The sequence below is a fragment of the Burkholderia pyrrocinia genome (assembly GCF_022809715.1).
GTDB lineage: Bacteria > Pseudomonadota > Gammaproteobacteria > Burkholderiales > Burkholderiaceae > Burkholderia > Burkholderia pyrrocinia_C.
This window is the reverse complement of sequence record NZ_CP094461.1, coordinates 1036812-1053196: the sequence shown is the minus strand read 5'-3', so window position 1 is coordinate 1053196 and position 16385 is coordinate 1036812. Positions and strand designations below refer to the sequence as shown.

General features: G+C 65.7%; 19 protein-coding genes and 2 pseudogenes. 15 read left to right on the top strand and 6 right to left on the bottom strand.

Annotated features, from left to right (window positions below):
- The first annotated feature begins 404 nt into the window (after window positions 1-404).
- The 3 genes from MRS60_RS34925 to MRS60_RS34915 all read left to right on the top strand — a co-directional run bounded on the left by MRS60_RS34925 (window position 405) and on the right by MRS60_RS34915 (window position 1736).
- Window positions 405-965, top strand: coding sequence for a hypothetical protein (locus tag MRS60_RS34925; RefSeq protein WP_131947611.1), 561 nt, complete (start codon window positions 405-407; stop codon window positions 963-965).
- Between the two features lie 346 nt (window positions 966-1311).
- Entirely contained in the window at window positions 1312-1518 is a 207-nt protein-coding gene (locus MRS60_RS34920; RefSeq protein ID WP_105393474.1) for a hypothetical protein, read from the top strand.
- Between the two features lie 35 nt (window positions 1519-1553).
- Window positions 1554-1736, top strand: coding sequence for a hypothetical protein (locus MRS60_RS34915; protein WP_072444060.1), 183 nt, complete (start codon window positions 1554-1556; stop codon window positions 1734-1736).
- A 302-nt stretch (window positions 1737-2038) separates the two neighbouring features.
- On the opposite strand, the gene MRS60_RS34910 is transcribed toward MRS60_RS34915, so the two are convergent.
- From MRS60_RS34910 to MRS60_RS34895, 4 genes are all read right to left on the bottom strand, one after another.
- A complete protein-coding gene (locus tag MRS60_RS34910) occupies window positions 2039-2281 on the bottom strand; it encodes a hypothetical protein (RefSeq protein WP_243567151.1) in 243 nt (80 codons plus the stop codon).
- Window positions 2282-2444: 163 nt separating this feature from the next.
- A complete protein-coding gene (locus MRS60_RS34905; protein WP_243567149.1) occupies window positions 2445-3008 on the bottom strand; it encodes an Hsp20/alpha crystallin family protein in 564 nt (187 codons plus the stop codon).
- Between the two features lie 207 nt (window positions 3009-3215).
- The gene (locus MRS60_RS34900; protein ID WP_034185006.1) at window positions 3216-3623 is read right to left on the bottom strand and encodes an Hsp20/alpha crystallin family protein; all 408 of its coding nucleotides are present in this window, start codon (window positions 3621-3623) and stop codon (window positions 3216-3218) included.
- A 15-nt stretch (window positions 3624-3638) separates the two neighbouring features.
- Window positions 3639-4079 (bottom strand): Hsp20/alpha crystallin family protein, encoded by a 441-nt coding sequence (locus tag MRS60_RS34895; RefSeq protein ID WP_034185046.1) that lies wholly within the window; start codon window positions 4077-4079, stop codon window positions 3639-3641.
- A gap of 249 nt (window positions 4080-4328) precedes the next feature.
- Here MRS60_RS34895 and MRS60_RS34890 point away from each other — a divergent pair, with 249 nt between their 5' ends.
- From MRS60_RS34890 to MRS60_RS34880, 3 genes and pseudogenes are all read left to right on the top strand, one after another.
- A complete protein-coding gene (locus MRS60_RS34890; protein ID WP_034185047.1) occupies window positions 4329-4712 on the top strand; it encodes a hypothetical protein in 384 nt (127 codons plus the stop codon).
- Window positions 4713-4924: 212 nt separating this feature from the next.
- Window positions 4925-5047: pseudogene (locus MRS60_RS34885) on the top strand (transketolase family protein); the annotation flags it as partial.
- A pseudogene (locus tag MRS60_RS34880) lies at window positions 5043-5247 on the top strand (integrase core domain-containing protein); the annotation flags it as partial. The pseudogenes MRS60_RS34885 and MRS60_RS34880, both read left to right, overlap by 5 nt.
- 176 nt (window positions 5248-5423) lie before the next feature.
- Here MRS60_RS34880 and MRS60_RS35010 read toward each other — a convergent pair.
- Window positions 5424-5552, bottom strand: a complete 129-nt coding sequence (locus tag MRS60_RS35010; RefSeq protein WP_258170546.1) for a hypothetical protein — start codon at window positions 5550-5552, stop codon at window positions 5424-5426.
- A 424-nt stretch (window positions 5553-5976) separates the two neighbouring features.
- Here MRS60_RS35010 and MRS60_RS34875 point away from each other — a divergent pair, with 424 nt between their 5' ends.
- Window positions 5977-6741, top strand: a complete 765-nt coding sequence (locus MRS60_RS34875; RefSeq protein ID WP_243567447.1) for a hypothetical protein — start codon at window positions 5977-5979, stop codon at window positions 6739-6741.
- Window positions 6742-7042: 301 nt separating this feature from the next.
- Entirely contained in the window at window positions 7043-7690 is a 648-nt protein-coding gene (locus MRS60_RS34870; protein ID WP_243567148.1) for a GNAT family N-acetyltransferase, read from the top strand.
- Window positions 7691-7720: 30 nt separating this feature from the next.
- Here MRS60_RS34870 and MRS60_RS34865 read toward each other — a convergent pair whose 3' ends face one another.
- Window positions 7721-8599: a LysR substrate-binding domain-containing protein gene (locus MRS60_RS34865; protein ID WP_034185008.1), complete on the bottom strand. Its 879-nt coding sequence runs from the start codon at window positions 8597-8599 to the stop codon at window positions 7721-7723.
- Window positions 8600-8725: 126 nt separating this feature from the next.
- On the opposite strand from MRS60_RS34865, the gene argH reads away from it, so the two are divergent.
- The 7 genes from argH (at window position 8726) to MRS60_RS34830 (ending at window position 15939) form a co-directional block, all read left to right on the top strand.
- Window positions 8726-10159 (top strand): argininosuccinate lyase, encoded by a 1434-nt coding sequence (argH, locus tag MRS60_RS34860; RefSeq protein WP_243567146.1) that lies wholly within the window; start codon window positions 8726-8728, stop codon window positions 10157-10159.
- Window positions 10153-11046: an amino acid ABC transporter permease gene (locus tag MRS60_RS34855; RefSeq protein WP_243567145.1), complete on the top strand. Its 894-nt coding sequence runs from the start codon at window positions 10153-10155 to the stop codon at window positions 11044-11046. Before argH ends, MRS60_RS34855 begins: the two co-directional genes overlap by 7 nt.
- On the top strand, window positions 11043-11846 hold the full coding sequence (locus MRS60_RS34850) for an amino acid ABC transporter ATP-binding protein (protein WP_279388979.1): 804 nt from the start codon (window positions 11043-11045) through the stop codon (window positions 11844-11846). Before MRS60_RS34855 ends, MRS60_RS34850 begins: the two co-directional genes overlap by 4 nt.
- Before the next feature lie 83 nt (window positions 11847-11929).
- On the top strand, window positions 11930-12763 hold the full coding sequence (locus MRS60_RS34845; protein ID WP_243567143.1) for an ABC transporter substrate-binding protein: 834 nt from the start codon (window positions 11930-11932) through the stop codon (window positions 12761-12763).
- Window positions 12764-12770: 7 nt separating this feature from the next.
- Entirely contained in the window at window positions 12771-13643 is an 873-nt protein-coding gene (locus MRS60_RS34840) for a polysaccharide deacetylase family protein (RefSeq protein WP_034185013.1), read from the top strand.
- Complete coding sequence (locus MRS60_RS34835; RefSeq protein WP_243567141.1) at window positions 13640-14548, top strand: polysaccharide deacetylase family protein; 909 nt, start codon at window positions 13640-13642, stop codon at window positions 14546-14548. Before MRS60_RS34840 ends, MRS60_RS34835 begins: the two co-directional genes overlap by 4 nt.
- Window positions 14545-15939 (top strand): MmgE/PrpD family protein, encoded by a 1395-nt coding sequence (locus tag MRS60_RS34830; RefSeq protein ID WP_243567139.1) that lies wholly within the window; start codon window positions 14545-14547, stop codon window positions 15937-15939. Before MRS60_RS34835 ends, MRS60_RS34830 begins: the two co-directional genes overlap by 4 nt.
- Window positions 15940-16385 lie beyond the last annotated feature (446 nt).

Below are 16385 nucleotides of genomic sequence, written 5' to 3'. Positions count from 1 at the left end.
CTTTCACTCCCGGGTTGGGCTGCACCGAAACGATGGCGCAATTCGTGTTCCCGAATGCGCTTCGACCGGCCAACCGGTCTGTTTCAGCGTTGCAACCGGGCAGGCGAGTCGGGAAATGGCGAGCCCAATGGGATCGGGAAGGGGAACCTTCCGCATCGACCCCGAAGGTTTCGACAAGGGCGAGCGACGTGTGCAGGCGCTTGAGCCGTGCGAAACGTATCAACGCTGAAACATTTTCATCCGTTCACGGCGACTTTCCGTGTATTCCGGCGGTTCGTATCGCCGTGCGAATCGAGTGCATTGCGATGGCATATCGCTTGCTACTGAGATTGACCCGCAGACGAGTGATCCGGGAAATAGCGTCCAGGTGCGATCGTCTTCATGAGGATCAAGAGGAAATCGTAATGAGCATACTTGCGACTTACACGTTCGCATTGCAGCACGGCAGCCATGTGACGTTCCTTATTCCTCAGAACGGCTGCCCATCCGGCGCGGCCCAGTTTTTCCTTGCCGCGCATCTGTCCGATGGCGCCGGATCGCTCGCCGACAGATTTCATCGAGCGAACAGGTTTGCCGAGCTGACTTCACCCGACGCGCACGAGAATTTGTCCTATCGCTACCTGGTCGATCTCGGCGGGCATATCGTCGCGTTTCGGCACGACTCGGAGGGGAACGAGTGGGAGCGGTTTTTCTCGGGACACTACGCGGAATTCATCAATGGGCACGCGCCGCTCAAGGTGCTCGGCGACGGCGTGCTGAAGCACATCAAGTCCTGCACCGGCGGAAATGACGAATGGGTGACGCGCGGGCAGCTTGTCAGGCGTCATGCCGCAGCCGTGGAGACACTGTCGTTGCAACGCGAACGATTTCCGGAGCGGGCGGATGTGATTTCAAGCTATCAAAGCGATGTCGACGCACTGGCCGTTTCTCTCCGGCGATACAGCGAATGTGAGGATTTCGAATGAATGCAGGAGAATGTTTCTTGAAGATATCGACCTGCATTATCTGACAGCTTCAAAAATGAATGATTTGGTGATTATATGAAATACGGTGGTATTTATATATTCATACCATTTCGCATGTTTTCTTAATTTAGATCAATGATAACGTTTCCGAATCAGGGCATCCACCTATGAGGTAGCGGACCGAAATGGATGCGAGCGCGTTAGAATGTGCCCACTAAATTTCGCATTGAATCGTCGCAGGAAATGGTGAGGGCGTTACAAACTCTCGAGCACCTCGTTACGTTGAAAGCGGGAGGCATGCGTTCGCGCATGTATACACAATCCAATTGTCCGATACGAACATTCCATGCAGACCATGCTAAGTCCGCACGAAATTACTACTTTAATGATCGTTCGGGATGCGCCAGATCAGATCGAACTGGATCGCGACGAACTCGTCACGCTCATCGAGCATCGCCTGATCGCCCTTGATCAGCCGGCATCGGGTTGTCGGCGTGTCCAGGTTACCGCAGAGGGCCGCGCTGTCCTGAGAGCGGTGTCGCGAATGCGTTGAGTGATCCGAGTTGGCCGAAAATGACGGAGGCTGCTATGAGCGGAGCATGGGTCGGGTTCGTGGTCGGCGCGTTCGTGCTGGCGTTTGCGGCAATTGCCGCAATGAACCGCTATCGCCGCGAACATCGTCGCGCGGAACTGCTTAGAAATCTGGACCACCATGAATGGTGGCACTGGACTCATACCTCCACTGCGGGTTCGCGAACCGCGAAAAGATGAACCACGCACATCGCAGGCCAGGCATCCGGCAGCAGGTCGCGCGCGACACGTTGCAATGACGCGTCGCGCGTGGCCGTCTCTACCGGCTTGATGAAGTGATCACCGAGTCGGGCGTGCGCGGTGCGCATCGTATATGCGAGCCGGCTCGCAACTCGGAGACTCTGCGGCCGGCGCCTCCCGGTCGACGGCCGCCTGGAATGCCGATTGCGTCGCGGTCGGGAACGAATGCACATTCAGCGCGCAGTGAAGTGTCCGATATCCGGACCCACCATGCGTCCGGCCCGCAGTTTCATACCGGCGCGCTAGATCCGTCGGACATACCGTTCCGAAACGACCGAGCGTTGCTGGATCCATGCGACGCCAAGCTCCAGCGCTTCATCGCGGGCCTCCCGGGCGTGGGCGAAGTCCCCATCGACGCCGAGCGTGCGTGTTTCGCCGGCCCGGTCGGTGACGATGGCCGCAGCTGCGTAGCGCCCCTTTCCGGTGGCGGTTACCACTGGCCGGACCTCACAGCCGTGATACTCCATGACATTGTCCGTTTGCATGTGACACCTCCTACAGAGCGTTGCGCCCGGAGCGAGCCCGGCGATACCGGCTGGCGTTCGAACAGCGCGTCGAACTCGGCGCGATTCATGTCGAGCTGGTCCGGCGCCTGGCGAACCAGCAGCCAGGTCGCAAATTCGTGCGGACCGACTTTGCGGACTTGCCCTAGCCGATATCGATCGTGCGCTTCGTGGACTGCGCCGGCTCCGATTTCGGCACGGTCAACGTGAGTACACCATTGTCAAACTTGGCCAGGGTGTGATCGGGGTCGGCGTTTTCCGGCATCGGGATCGTGCGCACGAAGCTTCCATGGGCGCGCTCCAGCCGGTAGCAGCCGTTTTCCTCGCTGCGCACATCCTGCTTTTTCTCTCCGCGCAGCACGATTGCCCCATCCTCGACGCTCACCTTCAGATCTTCGCGCTCCATTCCGGGCAGTTCGGCGGTCACGCGCAGCACCTGTCCTTCATCGACGACGTCGATGCGCGGCTGGAAGCGCGATGAGCTGAAGTCGCCAAACCATCGTTCGAGCACGCCACGGCCTGCAAACGGGTCGTGAAAGAACTCCTCCATTGCACGCCACGGCTCGCGTGAGAACAGTCGCGGAATGTCAGGCCATGAGGTCCGCCACGGTTCGCTTGGCGGCGGGCTTTCCGGGCCTTCCGCATCGGACTTGCGGGCAGCCCCGCGAAGAAACTTGAAGGGGTTCCACTTTTTCAGATCGGTATTCATAGCGTCCTCCGATTCAGCATCAACCTGTTTCGAGCGTGGCGGATGCGTGGCACGATCTGTCGCACGGGAATCGTGCGGATGCGGATCGCATGCCCTGGCCAGGACTCCTGAGTGACCTCAGGCACCGGGGCCTCTTGCTCCTGGTTCTCGCGGCGGCGGCAGCGCGATCGCTGCCGCCCATGCACCTGACCTGCCCTTGCTGGCGGGTCAGGTGGTCTTGACTTCAATGCGCCGTGGGCGCGCCTCGTCGCGGCGTGGGATCGTCAGCTTCAGCACTCCGTCCTGAAGGTTCGCCTCGATCTTTGACGTGTCGAAGTCCGGTGACAGCGTGAACGTCCGGGCGAAGTGCGGTTCGCGGACCTCGGCATGCTGCAGCCGCAGGTTCGCCGGCGTCGTCACCGCTGCCTCGGCTTCGATCGAGAGGCTGCTGTCGTGAACTTTGACGTCCAGCTTGTCCTTCGTCACGCCGGGCAGGTCGGCCCACAGCGTGACGCCCTGGCTGTCCTCGTATATGTCGACTGCCGGGGTGAGCGTGATCCGGCGCGTGGGCTGTTCGGTGTCGCGACGCGCTACGGAGGATGGGCCGCGTTCAGCCAGTTGGGTCGTGTCAGTCATGATCGGCTCCTTGGATTACTGGACAGTGATGGCGCGCGGCTTGGACGATTCGCGCCTGCCGATGCTGATCGACAGGCAGCCGTTTTCGTAGCGCGCCTGGACCTTATCGGGATCGGCGTTTTCCGGCAGCTCGATGACGCGCCGGAAGGTGCCGGCAAAGCGCTCCTGCGCATAGGTGCGCGTCTCGCTGCCAGTGTCGGGTTGTGTCGATTTGCGTTCGCCGCTGATGGTCAGCAGGCCCTTGTCGACCGATACGTCGAGTTCGGTTGCGTTGATTCCCGGGGCGAAGGCGACAATCTCGATCGACTCGTCGGTCGCGCCGATGTTGATCTGAGGAAACGCACCGAAACGGCTGGCGCGGATGCTGGACGGGAAACCGCCGAAAAGTTGCGCCATCTGCTGCTGCAGACGGTCAAACTCACTGAAGAGGTCGGTTCCGAAGTAAAGATCGCTCATGATCATATCCTCCTTGAGTGCAGCCGGGAGGCGAACGGGCCTACGCGCTCCAGTTCGCCTGCCGGGCTGCCGGCAAACAAATCGAAACACGCAGCGCGCGGAATGAGAGGGCCCGCGCGTCTGCCTGAGCGAAACTCAAGATAGGAACTCTGCGGAAAATTTCAAGGGGCGGCGGCAGTTTTTTGCACTTGAAATTTCGGCGTTGGCACCTATCATCGCAGCGGCTTGGAACTGCATATGGAGGACGCCATGGAATTCGACACGGACTGGCTTACGCTGGGCAGGCATCGTATCCGGCTGCGCTCGACAAAGGGCTTTCCGACCGAGACGATGCGCACCGTGGTGGAGGTTGTCAGGCTCGCGATCGACAACAACATGAGCGCGCGGGCGCGACTCGTCGAGGTCGTGTGCCGGCAGGAAAAGACCTACGACGTGCTGGTCGGCACGACGATGGTGGAGGACAAGGTTTGTGCACCGCAACTCGAAGCCGCCGTCGCGGTCGTGCTGGGCCTGTTACCTGACCAGATCGACATCACGGTCACTCACGTTACGCAAAAGGAGGTCGATCTGCACTTTGGTGTGTACGAGCGAATGTTGTCAGAGAAGCTGGGCGCGGCACCGCCGATCCAGTGAGCAATCGGTGCCTCATGTCGACCGTGTTCTGCGAGATCGCCGCCGAAGCAACCAGGTCGTAGCGTAGCCGCTTCCGTTGCTCCTCCGGCTCGTTCCCGGTAATCACGTAATAAGCAGGAGATTCTTTATTACCCAATGCTTATGACAGGGCTTACGCTTACCGTGTTCATACCCCGTTACCGGTGGATTGCCGCACGCAGCCGCTCGACTTCCCGTTCCGACACATCGCGCTGCCGGATGCGTACCTCGCCGCGGGCGCGTTGCCGACGTTGCACGAGCGCTACGGGATCTCGATCGGCGCGATGCAGGCGAACATCAAGTCGTGGCTCGCGTAGCAACGGCATGGCCGAGAGCTTCGTGAAGACGATGAAGCGCGACTATGGGGCCTTCATGCGGAAACCGGATGCAGCGACGGCCGTGCGGAATGTCGGCCATTGCGTTCGAGCATTGCAACGAGAAGCATCCCCGTAGCGCACTGAAATATCGCTCACTACGCGAGTTTCGACGCGCGGTGGATTCATCGAGCATGGCGTGAGGCTGTGTCCGCGACTACGGGGGTAACTCCACTTTGTGTCGTGGACGCGGTCGCCGTCGGCTCCGCGGCACGTGACAGGTACTGTTGCGCCTGGGGTGGCGCTGACGCGGCAAGCAGCGTGGATTCTGGTCCGGATTGTCCGGCGGGGGCGGCGAGGTGCGCCGGAACCGCTTCCGTCACAACAGGCAGACCCGACGCAGCGTGACCGTTCTCCGATAGACGGATTTATCGAGCCACGGCACGAACACATACTCGTCGTAAGCGTCGCAGCCGATCAGAATCCAGTGGGACAGAACGTTGGACATGATGGTCTCCTTGACTGCGCTCGTTTCGATGTGCAGGGCGCCGACGCGTCGCGATCGTCATCCGTCGTGCTCACACACCGTATACCCGGCGAGCACCGCGCCTATTCCCGAAACCGTGCGATGCACTTCATGCGCGGGATGTCGCGCGTCGCCGGAATAAACGGGCCCGCTCCGCGGTATGCCGATCAAGCGGCGGACGCATCGAGGGGAGGCGCCAATGAACGGCAAGGAGAGGCAAACCCGGGACATTCCGGGCCGATCGCGGCGCGATCGCGACGGTGCCCCGCAGGTGAACGAGGCATGGCGGCCATCGTTGTTCCAGGATCGCATCGGCATGCGCCCGCCGCGGCGCAACCGCGCGCCGCGTCCCGCGCAGAACGCGATCGACTCCGATGCCGGTAAAACGGCGTCGGCGCAAGACGGGATGCATACGGCCGCGCGAAGGCTGCAACTCGGTTCCGGCATCCTGCTGTGGCTCTATATTTCCGTCCATATGGTCAATCACGCGCTCGGCATCTGGTCGATCGATATCGCTGAGCGCGCGCTGCATCTGGCAATCGGGCTGTGGCAAAGCGCGCCCGGCACGATCCTGCTGTATGGCGCGGCCGGCCTGCATTTCGCGCTGGCGATCCGCACCATCTACGGCCGCCGACACTGGGCGCTGCCGCCCGCCGAATGGCTTCGTCTGTGGGCGGGACTCAGCCTGCCAATGCTGTTGATACGCCACGTCGTCGGGACGCGGGTTGCGACATCGTTTTACGGCTTCGAGCCGAACTACGAACGGGTCATCGTATCGCTCCTGACGAGCGGCACACAGGGCTTGCAGATCGCGCTGCTCGCACCGGGTTGGGTGCACGGCAGTCTCGGGCTGTGGTTTCATTTGCGCCGCCATGCATTTTTTCGGCGTGCGAAGTTCGTGCTGCTGGCGATGCTCGTCCTGCTGCCCGTGCTGTCGGCGGCGGGATTCGTGCAGATGACGCGTGCGATCGTGCCAGGAAGTCTCGCCGTGCCGGCGCCCGATGCGGCGCTGGTTGCGCACCGCGCCGCGCTCGACGGCTGGCGGCATCTCCTCGTTGCCGGGTATCTGTCGTTGATTGCGGGTGCGTTCGTCGTCGGTCAGTTGCGAAACAGGCTCTTCAGCGGCGATTCGCACGATCCATCCCGCGAGCAGCGGCGAACGGACGCATGAACGCCGTACGCCCGCTCGCGGTTCGCGTTCCGCGCACGTCGATTGCGTCCCGCACGGGTGCGCCGGCCGGGAAAGACTGCTGACCTACGTGAAGCAAAATGGCGATGCGTCGGCACAGTCGGCGCGATCCGCGATTTCACTACACGCCGGCACTATGCGGGCCGGCATGAGGTCGAGCTGATCGTCAACGGCCGGGTCGTGGCGCAATCGTCCTTCGAACTCGCCGTGTGAGCGGCCGTTGGCTGGTGCGAAGGAGGGAGTACGAAACGACGGACGTGTCGGCCGCCGGCCTTCGGAGATCGTGACCGGTGGCCGGCCGCGGGCCACCAGCGGTCATTCGACATCGCTGCCAGGATCGTTACAATCCGCTGCATACACCGCACCCACTGGCGCAAAGCCACCCGACAGGGAGTCCTCAATGACTGGAATATCCATCAGGTCCGCAAACATCGACGACGCACAGGCGATCGCCGATTTCCACGTCAAGGTCTGGCGGCACACCTATCGGGATCTCGCACCGACGCAAGCGCATGCCGTGCTCGACGAGCGCTATCGCGGCAGGAAATGGCAGGAAAAGCTGGCGTCGAACGACGGCGACCAGCTAGTGCTCGTTGCGGAGACCGACGGCAGGATCGTCGGAATCGGCGCGGCTGGCGCGCCGTCGGAACCGATATTCGACGGCCGTGGCGAGATCAAATTCCTGTATGTCGATCCCGAATTCAAGCGTCGCGGCATCGGCCGCAAGCTGCTTGCCCAACTCGCAACGCATTTGAGAAGGCTGCGGTATCGGGGTGCCGCGTTGAGTGTCGTCAACGGAAACGAATCCGCGATTGCCTTTTACGAGGCGCTGAATGCGCGGTTTGCCGGCGAGTACGTCGATGCGGGGCCGATCTGGCGGTCGCACAACATCGTCATGGTGTGGGACGACCTGGCGAATCTCATTTCCTGACCGAAACCCTGCCGCAAGCAACGACGCGCATCACGCGAGGCATGCTCGCAGCCACGACGTGAACGCGGTCACGAGCGGCGTCCCGGTCAGCTCGTGACGCGTGACGAGATAGTACGCATGACGTGACGGCACCGTTGCGCTGAACGGCCGCACGAGCGTGCCGTCGATCAGGTCGTCGCGCACGGACAGGCTGTCGCCGAGTGCGACGCCTTGCCCGTGCACCGCGGCTTCGACGCCGATGTGCGCGTTGCCGATTTCGAGGATGCGGATGCCCGGCAGCTTGTCGGCGTTCGCTTCCGCCAGCCAGCGCATCCACGAGCCCGCATGCTCGCAGAACAGCGTGCGCCCGGCGAGATCCTGCACCTTGCGGATCGCATCGGGCCCGTTCATCAACGCCGGGCTCACGACCGGGAACAGCGCCGGATGCTCGAGCAGCTCGACGTGCCGATTGCGCCAGGTGCCTTCCCCGTAACGGATGCAGACGTCGACGTCCGTCGAATAGATCTCGCGTTCGTCGTTCGACGGAATCACCTTCAGATGGATGCCCGGATAGCGCTCGAGAAAATCGCCGATGTGTCGGGCGAGCCAGCGCGACGTCAGCGACAGCGGCGTCGACACGACGAGATCGCCGACGGCGGCCGGCGAATCGAGCCTGACGGTGGCGTTCGCGATCAAGTCGAACGCGGCGCCGACCGGTTCCAGCAGCGCCTCGCCTTCGGGCGTCAGCTTCACGCGCGCCTTTGATCGGACGAATAGCGCGACGCCGAGCGTGCTTTCGAGAATACGGATCTGGTGGCTGACCGCGCTCGCGGTCACGTGCAGTTCGTCGGCGGCGGCCGACACGCTGCCGCGCCGGGCGGCGGCCTCGAATGCGCGAAGCGGGTTCAGCGGGGGCAGGCGGTTGCGCATCGGCGGGCGCGTCGAAGGCGACGGTGCTGAGAAAAACTTCATTTAAGCGGAGCCAATTTCTCGCTACAACAAAAAAAATTGAATGCCTACAGTGGGGGCAATCCAACCGAGTCGAGGTCGACCGCAATGAGCCTTACCGAACCGATCGAACGCCTGTGGGGCGGCCGCTTCCAGTCGGAGCCGTCCGACGCGCTGCAGAACCTGTCCCGCTCCGATCCGAGTTTCTACCGTCTCGTGCCGTACGATCTGGCGGGCTCCCGTGCGCATGCGCGCGAATTGAACCGCGCCGGCATCGTGAACGACGACGACCTCGCGCAGTTGCTGGCCGCGATGGACGGCATCGCGCGCGACTACGCGGCCGGTGTGATCGCGCCGTCGCTTGCCGACGAAGACGTGCACACGTTCCTCGAGCGCGTGCTCACGCAGCGGCTGCCGGCGCTCGGCGGCAAGCTGCGCGCCGGGCGTTCGCGCAACGACCAGGCGGCGAACGATCTGCGCCTGTACCTGCGCGACAAGGCGCGCCAGCTCGTGCGCGGCGTGCTCGACCTGCAGCAGGCGCTGGTCGGCCAGGCGAGCCGGCACGTCGACACGGTGACCGCCGGCTTCACCCACCTGCAGCCCGCGCAGCCGATCGTGTTCGGCCATCAGTTGCTGGCGCATGCGCAGTCGCTGTATCGCGACGCCGACCGCCTGGTCGACTGGGACCGCCGCACCGCGCGTTCGCCGCTCGGCGCGGCCGCGCTGGCAGGCTCGGCGATTTGCGTGCGGCCCGAGCTGTCCGCGCAGGAGCTCGGCTACGACGCGCCGTGCGAGAACTCGATCGACGCGGTGGCCGCACGCGATCACGTCGCCGAATTCGCGTTCGTCGCGAGCATGCTGGCCGTGAACCTGTCCCGCCTGTCGGAAGAAGTGATCCTGTGGACGTCGCGACAATTCCGCTGGGTGGAACTCGACGACGGTTATGCGACGGGCAGCTCGATCATGCCGCAGAAGAAGAACCCGGACATCGCGGAACTGACGCGCGGCAAGGCCGGGCGCCTGATCGGCAACCTGACGGGCCTGCTCGCGACGCTGAAGTCGCTGCCGCTCGCGTACAACCGCGATCTCGCGGAAGACAAGATCGCCGCGTTCGATTCGATCGACACGCTCGAACTCGTGCTGCCGGCGATGGCGGGGATGATCCGCACGATGCGCGTGAATGTCGACGAGATGCGCCGCCAGGCGCCGCTCGGTTTCACGCTCGCGACCGAGGTCGCGGACTGGCTTGCGCTGACGGGCGTGCCGTTCAGCGAAGCGCACGAGATCACCGGCGCGCTCGTGCGGGCGTGCGAACGCGACGGCATCGAGCTCGCGGACGCAAGCGCGGAACAACTGCAGGCCGTCGACGCGCGCCTCGCGCCGGCGGTGCGCGCGCATCTGACGCTCGACGCGGCCGTCGCCGCGCGCGGCGGCGCGGGCGGCACGTCGCCCGCGCGCGTGCGCGAGCAGATCGGCCGCCTGAGCGGTGCGATCGAACGCCAGGCCGCCTGGGCGGCCGACTACCGGGGGCCGTCATGCTGAGCGCATCCGATTCGAGCCGTCTCGACGGCGCACCCGGGCCGGCCGGCGCCGCGGCAGACGATACCGCAGGCCTCGTGCGCGTGCGCCGGCGCTACTGGGGCCGTTATGTCGCGTCGATCGCGATCGTTGCCGCGCTCGCCTACGTGGCCGCCGCGTTCGCGCGCGGACAGATCGAGTGGCGCGTCGTCGGCCAGTTCCTGACCGCACGCTCGATCCTGACGGGGCTCGGCAACACGATCGTGATGACCGTTCTCGCGATGACGCTCGGCGTCGTGCTGGGCGTGGTCACCGCGGTGATGCGGCTGTCGTCGAACCCGGTGCTCGGCGCGATCGCGCAGGGCTACATCTGGCTGTTCCGCGGCACGCCGGTGATCCTGCAACTGCTGCTGTGGTTCAACCTCGCGCTGGTGTTCCCGACGCTCGGCATTCCGGGTATCGCCGAATTCCGGACCGTCGACGTGATGACGCCGTTCCTCGCGGCGGTGCTCGGGCTCGGCATCAACCAGGGCGCGTATACGTCGGAAGTCGTGCGTGCGGGGCTGCTGTCGGTCGACACCGGCCAGTACGAGGCCGCGAAATCGATCGGCATGCCGCGCCTGCAGGCGCTGCGCCGGATCATCCTGCCGCAGGCGATGCGCGTAATCGTGCCGCCGATCGGAAACGAGCTGATCGGCATGGTCAAGCTGACGTCGCTCGCGAGCGTCGTGCAATACGCGGAGATGCTGCACAACGCGCAGAACATCTACTACGCGAACGCCCGCGTGATCGAGTTGCTGATCGTCGCGGGCATCTGGTATCTCGCGGTCGTCACCGTGCTGTCGCTCGCGCAGGCGCGCGTCGAACGGCGCTTCGCGCGCGGCGCGGGTCGCGCGGTGGGCCGCACATGAACGACACGACCCTCAACCATCGGGAGAACGTCATGACGAACGCGGTCGTTCGCGCGGTCGACGTGCGCAAGTCGTACGGCGATTTCCAGGCGCTGCACGGCATCACGCTCGACGTCGCGCAGGGCGAAGTGCTGTGCATCATCGGGCCGTCGGGCTCGGGCAAGAGCACGTTCCTGCGCTGCATCAACCAGCTCGAGACGATCAGCGCGGGCGCGCTGTGGGTCAACGGCGAACTGGCCGGCTTCCGCCGCACCGGCAACCGGCTCCACGAGCTGTCGGAGCGCCAGGTCGCGCGCCAGCGGCTGGCGACGAGCATGGTGTTCCAGCGCTTCAACCTGTTCCCGCACAAGACCGCGCTCGAGAACTTGACCGAGGGCCCCGTGCAGGTGCTCAAGCGCCGCCGCGGGCAAGCGGAGGAGGAAGCGCGCGCGCTGCTCGCGCGCGTCGGGCTCGCGCACAAATGCGACGCGTTTCCGGTCGAGCTGTCGGGCGGCCAGCAGCAGCGTGTCGCGATCGCGCGGGCGCTCGCGATGCATCCGCAACTGATCCTGTTCGACGAGCCGACGTCGGCGCTCGATCCCGAGCTCGTCGGCGAAGTGCTGGCCGTGATGCGCGATCTCGCGAAGAGCGGGATGACGATGATCGTCGTCACGCACGAGCTCGGCTTCGCGCGCGAGGTGGCCGACCGCGTCGTGTTCATGGACGGCGGACGGATCGTCGAGAGCGGGCCGCCCGACCAGGTGCTGTCCGCGCCGACGCACGCGCGCACGCGCGATTTCATCTCGGCCGTGATTGCATGACCGGGCCGGGCGCCCCGTACCGAAGCGCCCGAACGATTCCACCGTCAACGATACAAGCCCACCACGACAAGGCGATACTCCCCATGAAAGCATCCGTCCTGACCCGCACGCTGGCCGCCGTCGCATTCGGCGCGTTCGCGCTGCATGCCTCCTTCGCAGTCGCGCAGGCCGCGGGCGCGAAGCGCACGCTGAACGTCGCGATCGTGCCGAACTATCCGCCGTTCGAATACAAGGACCCGGCGACCGACAAGCTCGCGGGCTTCGACGTCGATCTCGGCGAAGCGCTCGCCGCGAAGATGGGCGCGAAGCTGAACTGGGTCGAGACGAGCTTCGACCAGATGATGAGCGCGGTCGCGACGCAGCGCGTCGACATGATCCTGTCCGGCATGACCGACCTGCCGACGCGCCGCGATGCGGTGACGTTCGTCGACTACATCGAGACGGGCCCGCAGTTCTACACGCTGAAAGCGCGCGCCAGCGAGTTCGCGCAGATGAGCGCGCTGTGCGGCAAGCGCGTCGGCTCGAGCCGGCGCACGTCGTTCCCGGACAACACGACCGCGTGGAGCGCGGAGAACTGCGTGAAGGCCGGCAAGCCGGCGATCGTCGTGGTCGGCACCGACGGCTCGTCGGACGCGCGCATGCAGTTGCGCCAGAACCGTATCGACGCGGCCGTGCAGGGCGGCGAGACGCTGCCGTACCAGAACGGCCTCGAGCAGAATGCATACGCGCCGGTCGGCAAGCCGTTCCTGTCGCAATACACGGGCATCGGCGTCGCGAAGAGCAACACCGCGCTGAGCAGCGCGCTGACGACGGCGCTCAACCAGCTGATCGCTGACGGTTCCTACCAGAAGATCCTGGCGAAGTGGGGGCTGCAGGAGCACGCGGTGACGAAGGCGATGATCAACGGCACCCACTGAGCGTGTGATGACGGCCCTTGCTCCCCGCTGGCCGGACGCGAAGCGCGCGTGCGTCGCGCTCGCGTTCGATCTCGACGGCCCGACCGGCGACGCGATGCTGAACGGGTCGATCTGGCGCAACCCCGCGTATTTCACGCTCGGCAGCTACGGGCCGTGGCGCGCGCTCGGCCGCTTGCTCGACATGCTCGCGGCGTTCGACCTGCCCGCGACGTTCTTCGTGCCCGCGTGGGTCGCGCGGACCTGGCCCGCGCAATGCGCGGCGATCGTCGAGCGCGGCCACGAGATCGGCTACCACGGCTATCGGCACGAAGCGTTCTGGACGCTCGAGCCCGAGCGGCAGCGCGAGATCATGGCGCAGTCGGCCGACGTGTTCGCGCGTACGCTCGGCGTGCGGCCGGTCGGGTTCCGCACGCCGTCCGGCGACTGGAGCGCGGCGACGGTCGCCGTGCTGCGTGAAGCCGGCGTGCGTTATTCGAGCTCGATGCGCGGCGACGACCGGCCGTACCTGCTGCACGGTGACGACGGCGAGGCGCCGCTCGTCGAGATACCCGGCCGCTGGGAGACCGACGACTACGCGTCGCTTGCGTATCACCGCAACCCCGATTATCCGGCCGGGCTCGACCGGATCGCCGGCTACGGCGCGACGCTCGACAACTGGACGCGCGAATTCGACGGCGTATACCGCGAAGGACTGTGCCTGACGACGCTGCTGCATCCGAAGGTGTGCGGCAAGCCCGGCCGCATCGCATTGCTCGAGGCGTGGCTCGGTCACATGCGCGCACAAGACGGCGTATGGTTCGCGCGCTGCCGCGAAGTGGCCGACTGGTGGCTTGCGCAGCACGCGCGAGACGCGCAACCCACGCAACGGAGCGGCCTGTGACGACGAACCATTCATGGCCGGGCGGCGCGCGATGCGCGGTCGCGATCACGGTCGACTTCAACGACATTCACGGTATCCAGACGCGCGAGCCGCGCATCGTCGGCCGCGAGAAATCGCTGTCGGTCTGGCGTTACGGCGCGACGCGCGGCGTCGACCGGCTGCTCGATGCGTTCGATGCGTTTCACGTGCCCGCGAGCTGGTTCGTCCCGGGCATCGTCGCCGAAACGCATGCGGAAGCGGTGCGCGCGATCGCCGCGGCCGGCCACGAGCTCGGCGTCAGCGGCTATCGCTGCGAGGATTTCGATGCGCTGCCGCTTGCCGCGCAGATCGACGCGTGCCGCGCCGGGCGGGCGGCACTCGCCGACACGATCGGCTGCGACGTGCAGGGCTTTCGCTCGTTCACCGGCAACTGGGCCGATGGTTTTGCGGATTTCCTCGTCGCGGAAGGCTTCACGTGGTCGTCGTCGTGGCGCGGCGACGATCTGCCGTATGTGCATCCGCGCGGCGACGGCGGCGCGGACGGCGCGCGGCTCGTCGAGCTGCCACTGCACTACGAACTCGAGGACGAGCCGTACTTCGAGTTCAACCTGTCGCCGCCCGTGCCGGCCGGTCAGCCGCGCATCGCGGCGTACCGCGACGTGCTCGACAACTGGCGGCGCGACGTCGACGGGTTTCGGCGCTTCGGGCTGTGCTGCGTGCTGCGCCTGCATCCCGAGATCATCGGCACGGCCGGGCGGATCGACCTGCTGCGCGCATTGCTCGCGCATCTGCGCGACGCGGGCGACGTCTGGTTCGCGACGGGGCGCGACGTCGCGCGCTGGTGGCGTGCCCAAGCGCCCGTCAATGCCCCGGGACATCCGGTCGACGTTTTCGCGCGCTGCGTGGCGGAGGAGTCGGCGCGATGACGATGACAGCCGATACGCGCGCCACGCGGCTCGCGGCGTTCGTCGCGCAGACGCCCGCCGACGCGTTGCCGGACGACGTCGTCGCGAAGGCCAAGCGTCATGTGCTCGACACGTTCGGTGCCGCGCTGGCGGGCACGTCCGCCGTCGAGACGCGCAGCGCCCGTGCGCTGACCGGCGCCGTCGCGCAGGGCGGTGCGTCGCTGTGGGGCACGCGGCGGACCGCGGGCGCGCGCGATGCGGCGTTCGTCAACGGGATTGCCGCGCACGCGCTCGAACTCGACGATTCCGGCGGCTGCGATCATTCGGGCGCGGTCGTGCTTCCGGCCGTGCTCGCCGCGCTGTCGTGCGTGGGGCGCCCGGTGACGGGTCGCGAATGCGTGGCGGCGATCGTGCTCGGCTACGACGTCGGCCGGCGCGTGCTCGAGGCAGCAGGCGGCTACTCGGTTCACAACGGGGCGGGCTGGCACTCGACGCTCAGTTGCGGCGTGTTCGGGGCGGCGGCCGCGAGCGCGCGCGTGCTCGGGCTCGACGCCGCGCGCACGCGCGACGCGCTCGGCCATGCGGCGAGTTTCGCGGGCGGCCTGTGGGGCTTCATCCACGACGGAGCGCAGACGAAGCGGCTGCACGCCGGGCGTGCGGCGGAGGGCGGCGTGCTCGCGGCGCTGCTCGCGCGCGAAGGCGTGAGCGGCCCCGCGCACGTGTTCGACGACGTGTGGGGCGGTTTTTTCAACACGTTCGCCGCACAGTCGCATGTGCCCGACGCATTGACCGACGGCCTCGGCGCGCACTGGAAGCTGATGCGCTGCTCGATCAAGCCGCACGCATCGTGCCGCAGCGCGCATGCGGCCGTCGACGCGGCGCTGCAGCTCGCGGACTGCCGCCTCGTCGAGGCCGGTGAGATCGAGCGGGTGGTCGTGCGCACGAGCGCGTTCGTGGCCCGCATGTGCGGCGGTCGCGACCTGTCGACGCTGTCGTCCGCGCAGATGAGCCTGCCGTACGCGGTGGCGGCAGCGCTGGCATTCGGCGACACGGGGATCGGCGTGTATCGCGCGGACCGGCGCACCGATCCGCGCGTGACCGCGCTGCTCGCGCGCATCGGGGTCGACGTCGATCCGGCGCTCGGCGATCTCGACGAGCCGACGGTGATCCTGCATCGCACCGACGGACGGCGGGAATCGCGCCACGTGCCGATCGCGCTCGGCGACCCGCGCAATCCGCTGTCGGACGCGGCGCTGTTGGCGAAATATCGGGCGCTGGCGGGCATGGCGCTCGACCGCGCGCAAGTCGATGCACTGGGCGACGTGTGTCTGTCGCTGGACCGGCAGGCGGATGCGCGCGTGATGAACGACTGGCTCGCAGGCGATGCCGAAGCGGCGGGGGCGATCGTCTGAATGTCGACGTCGTGTCGAATCGGTACGAGCGTACCCGTTCGGAGAGCGGAATGAACGTGCGGCATTCGAAGCTGCAAGCCCGGGATGGGGTGTCCGCAGAGTTGGCCGCAGGTGAGCCGGAAATTATGCCCCTGTCGATATAAAAGGCACACGCATTAAAAAAAATCGCCCGGAGGCGATGAAAGAAGCGCGCCATACGTCTCTCTTGCCGCATCGGCCATTTCCCGGCGGAAATCGGGAACAACGCTCATGCCGTGTCAGAACTCGAATGTCTACCTCTATTTCCGGTAACTGAAGCTCGAAGCCCGATCCTGCTTCGAGAAATGACTCGCCTCGATTCAGCCCTTATTCGCGAGCATCCGCATCCCTCTCCCGCATGTCGGCAACGAAATCGGTCCGTGGTCGTTGCGGCCCTGACCGGGCCCGGCCCCAGCCCCGGACTCGCA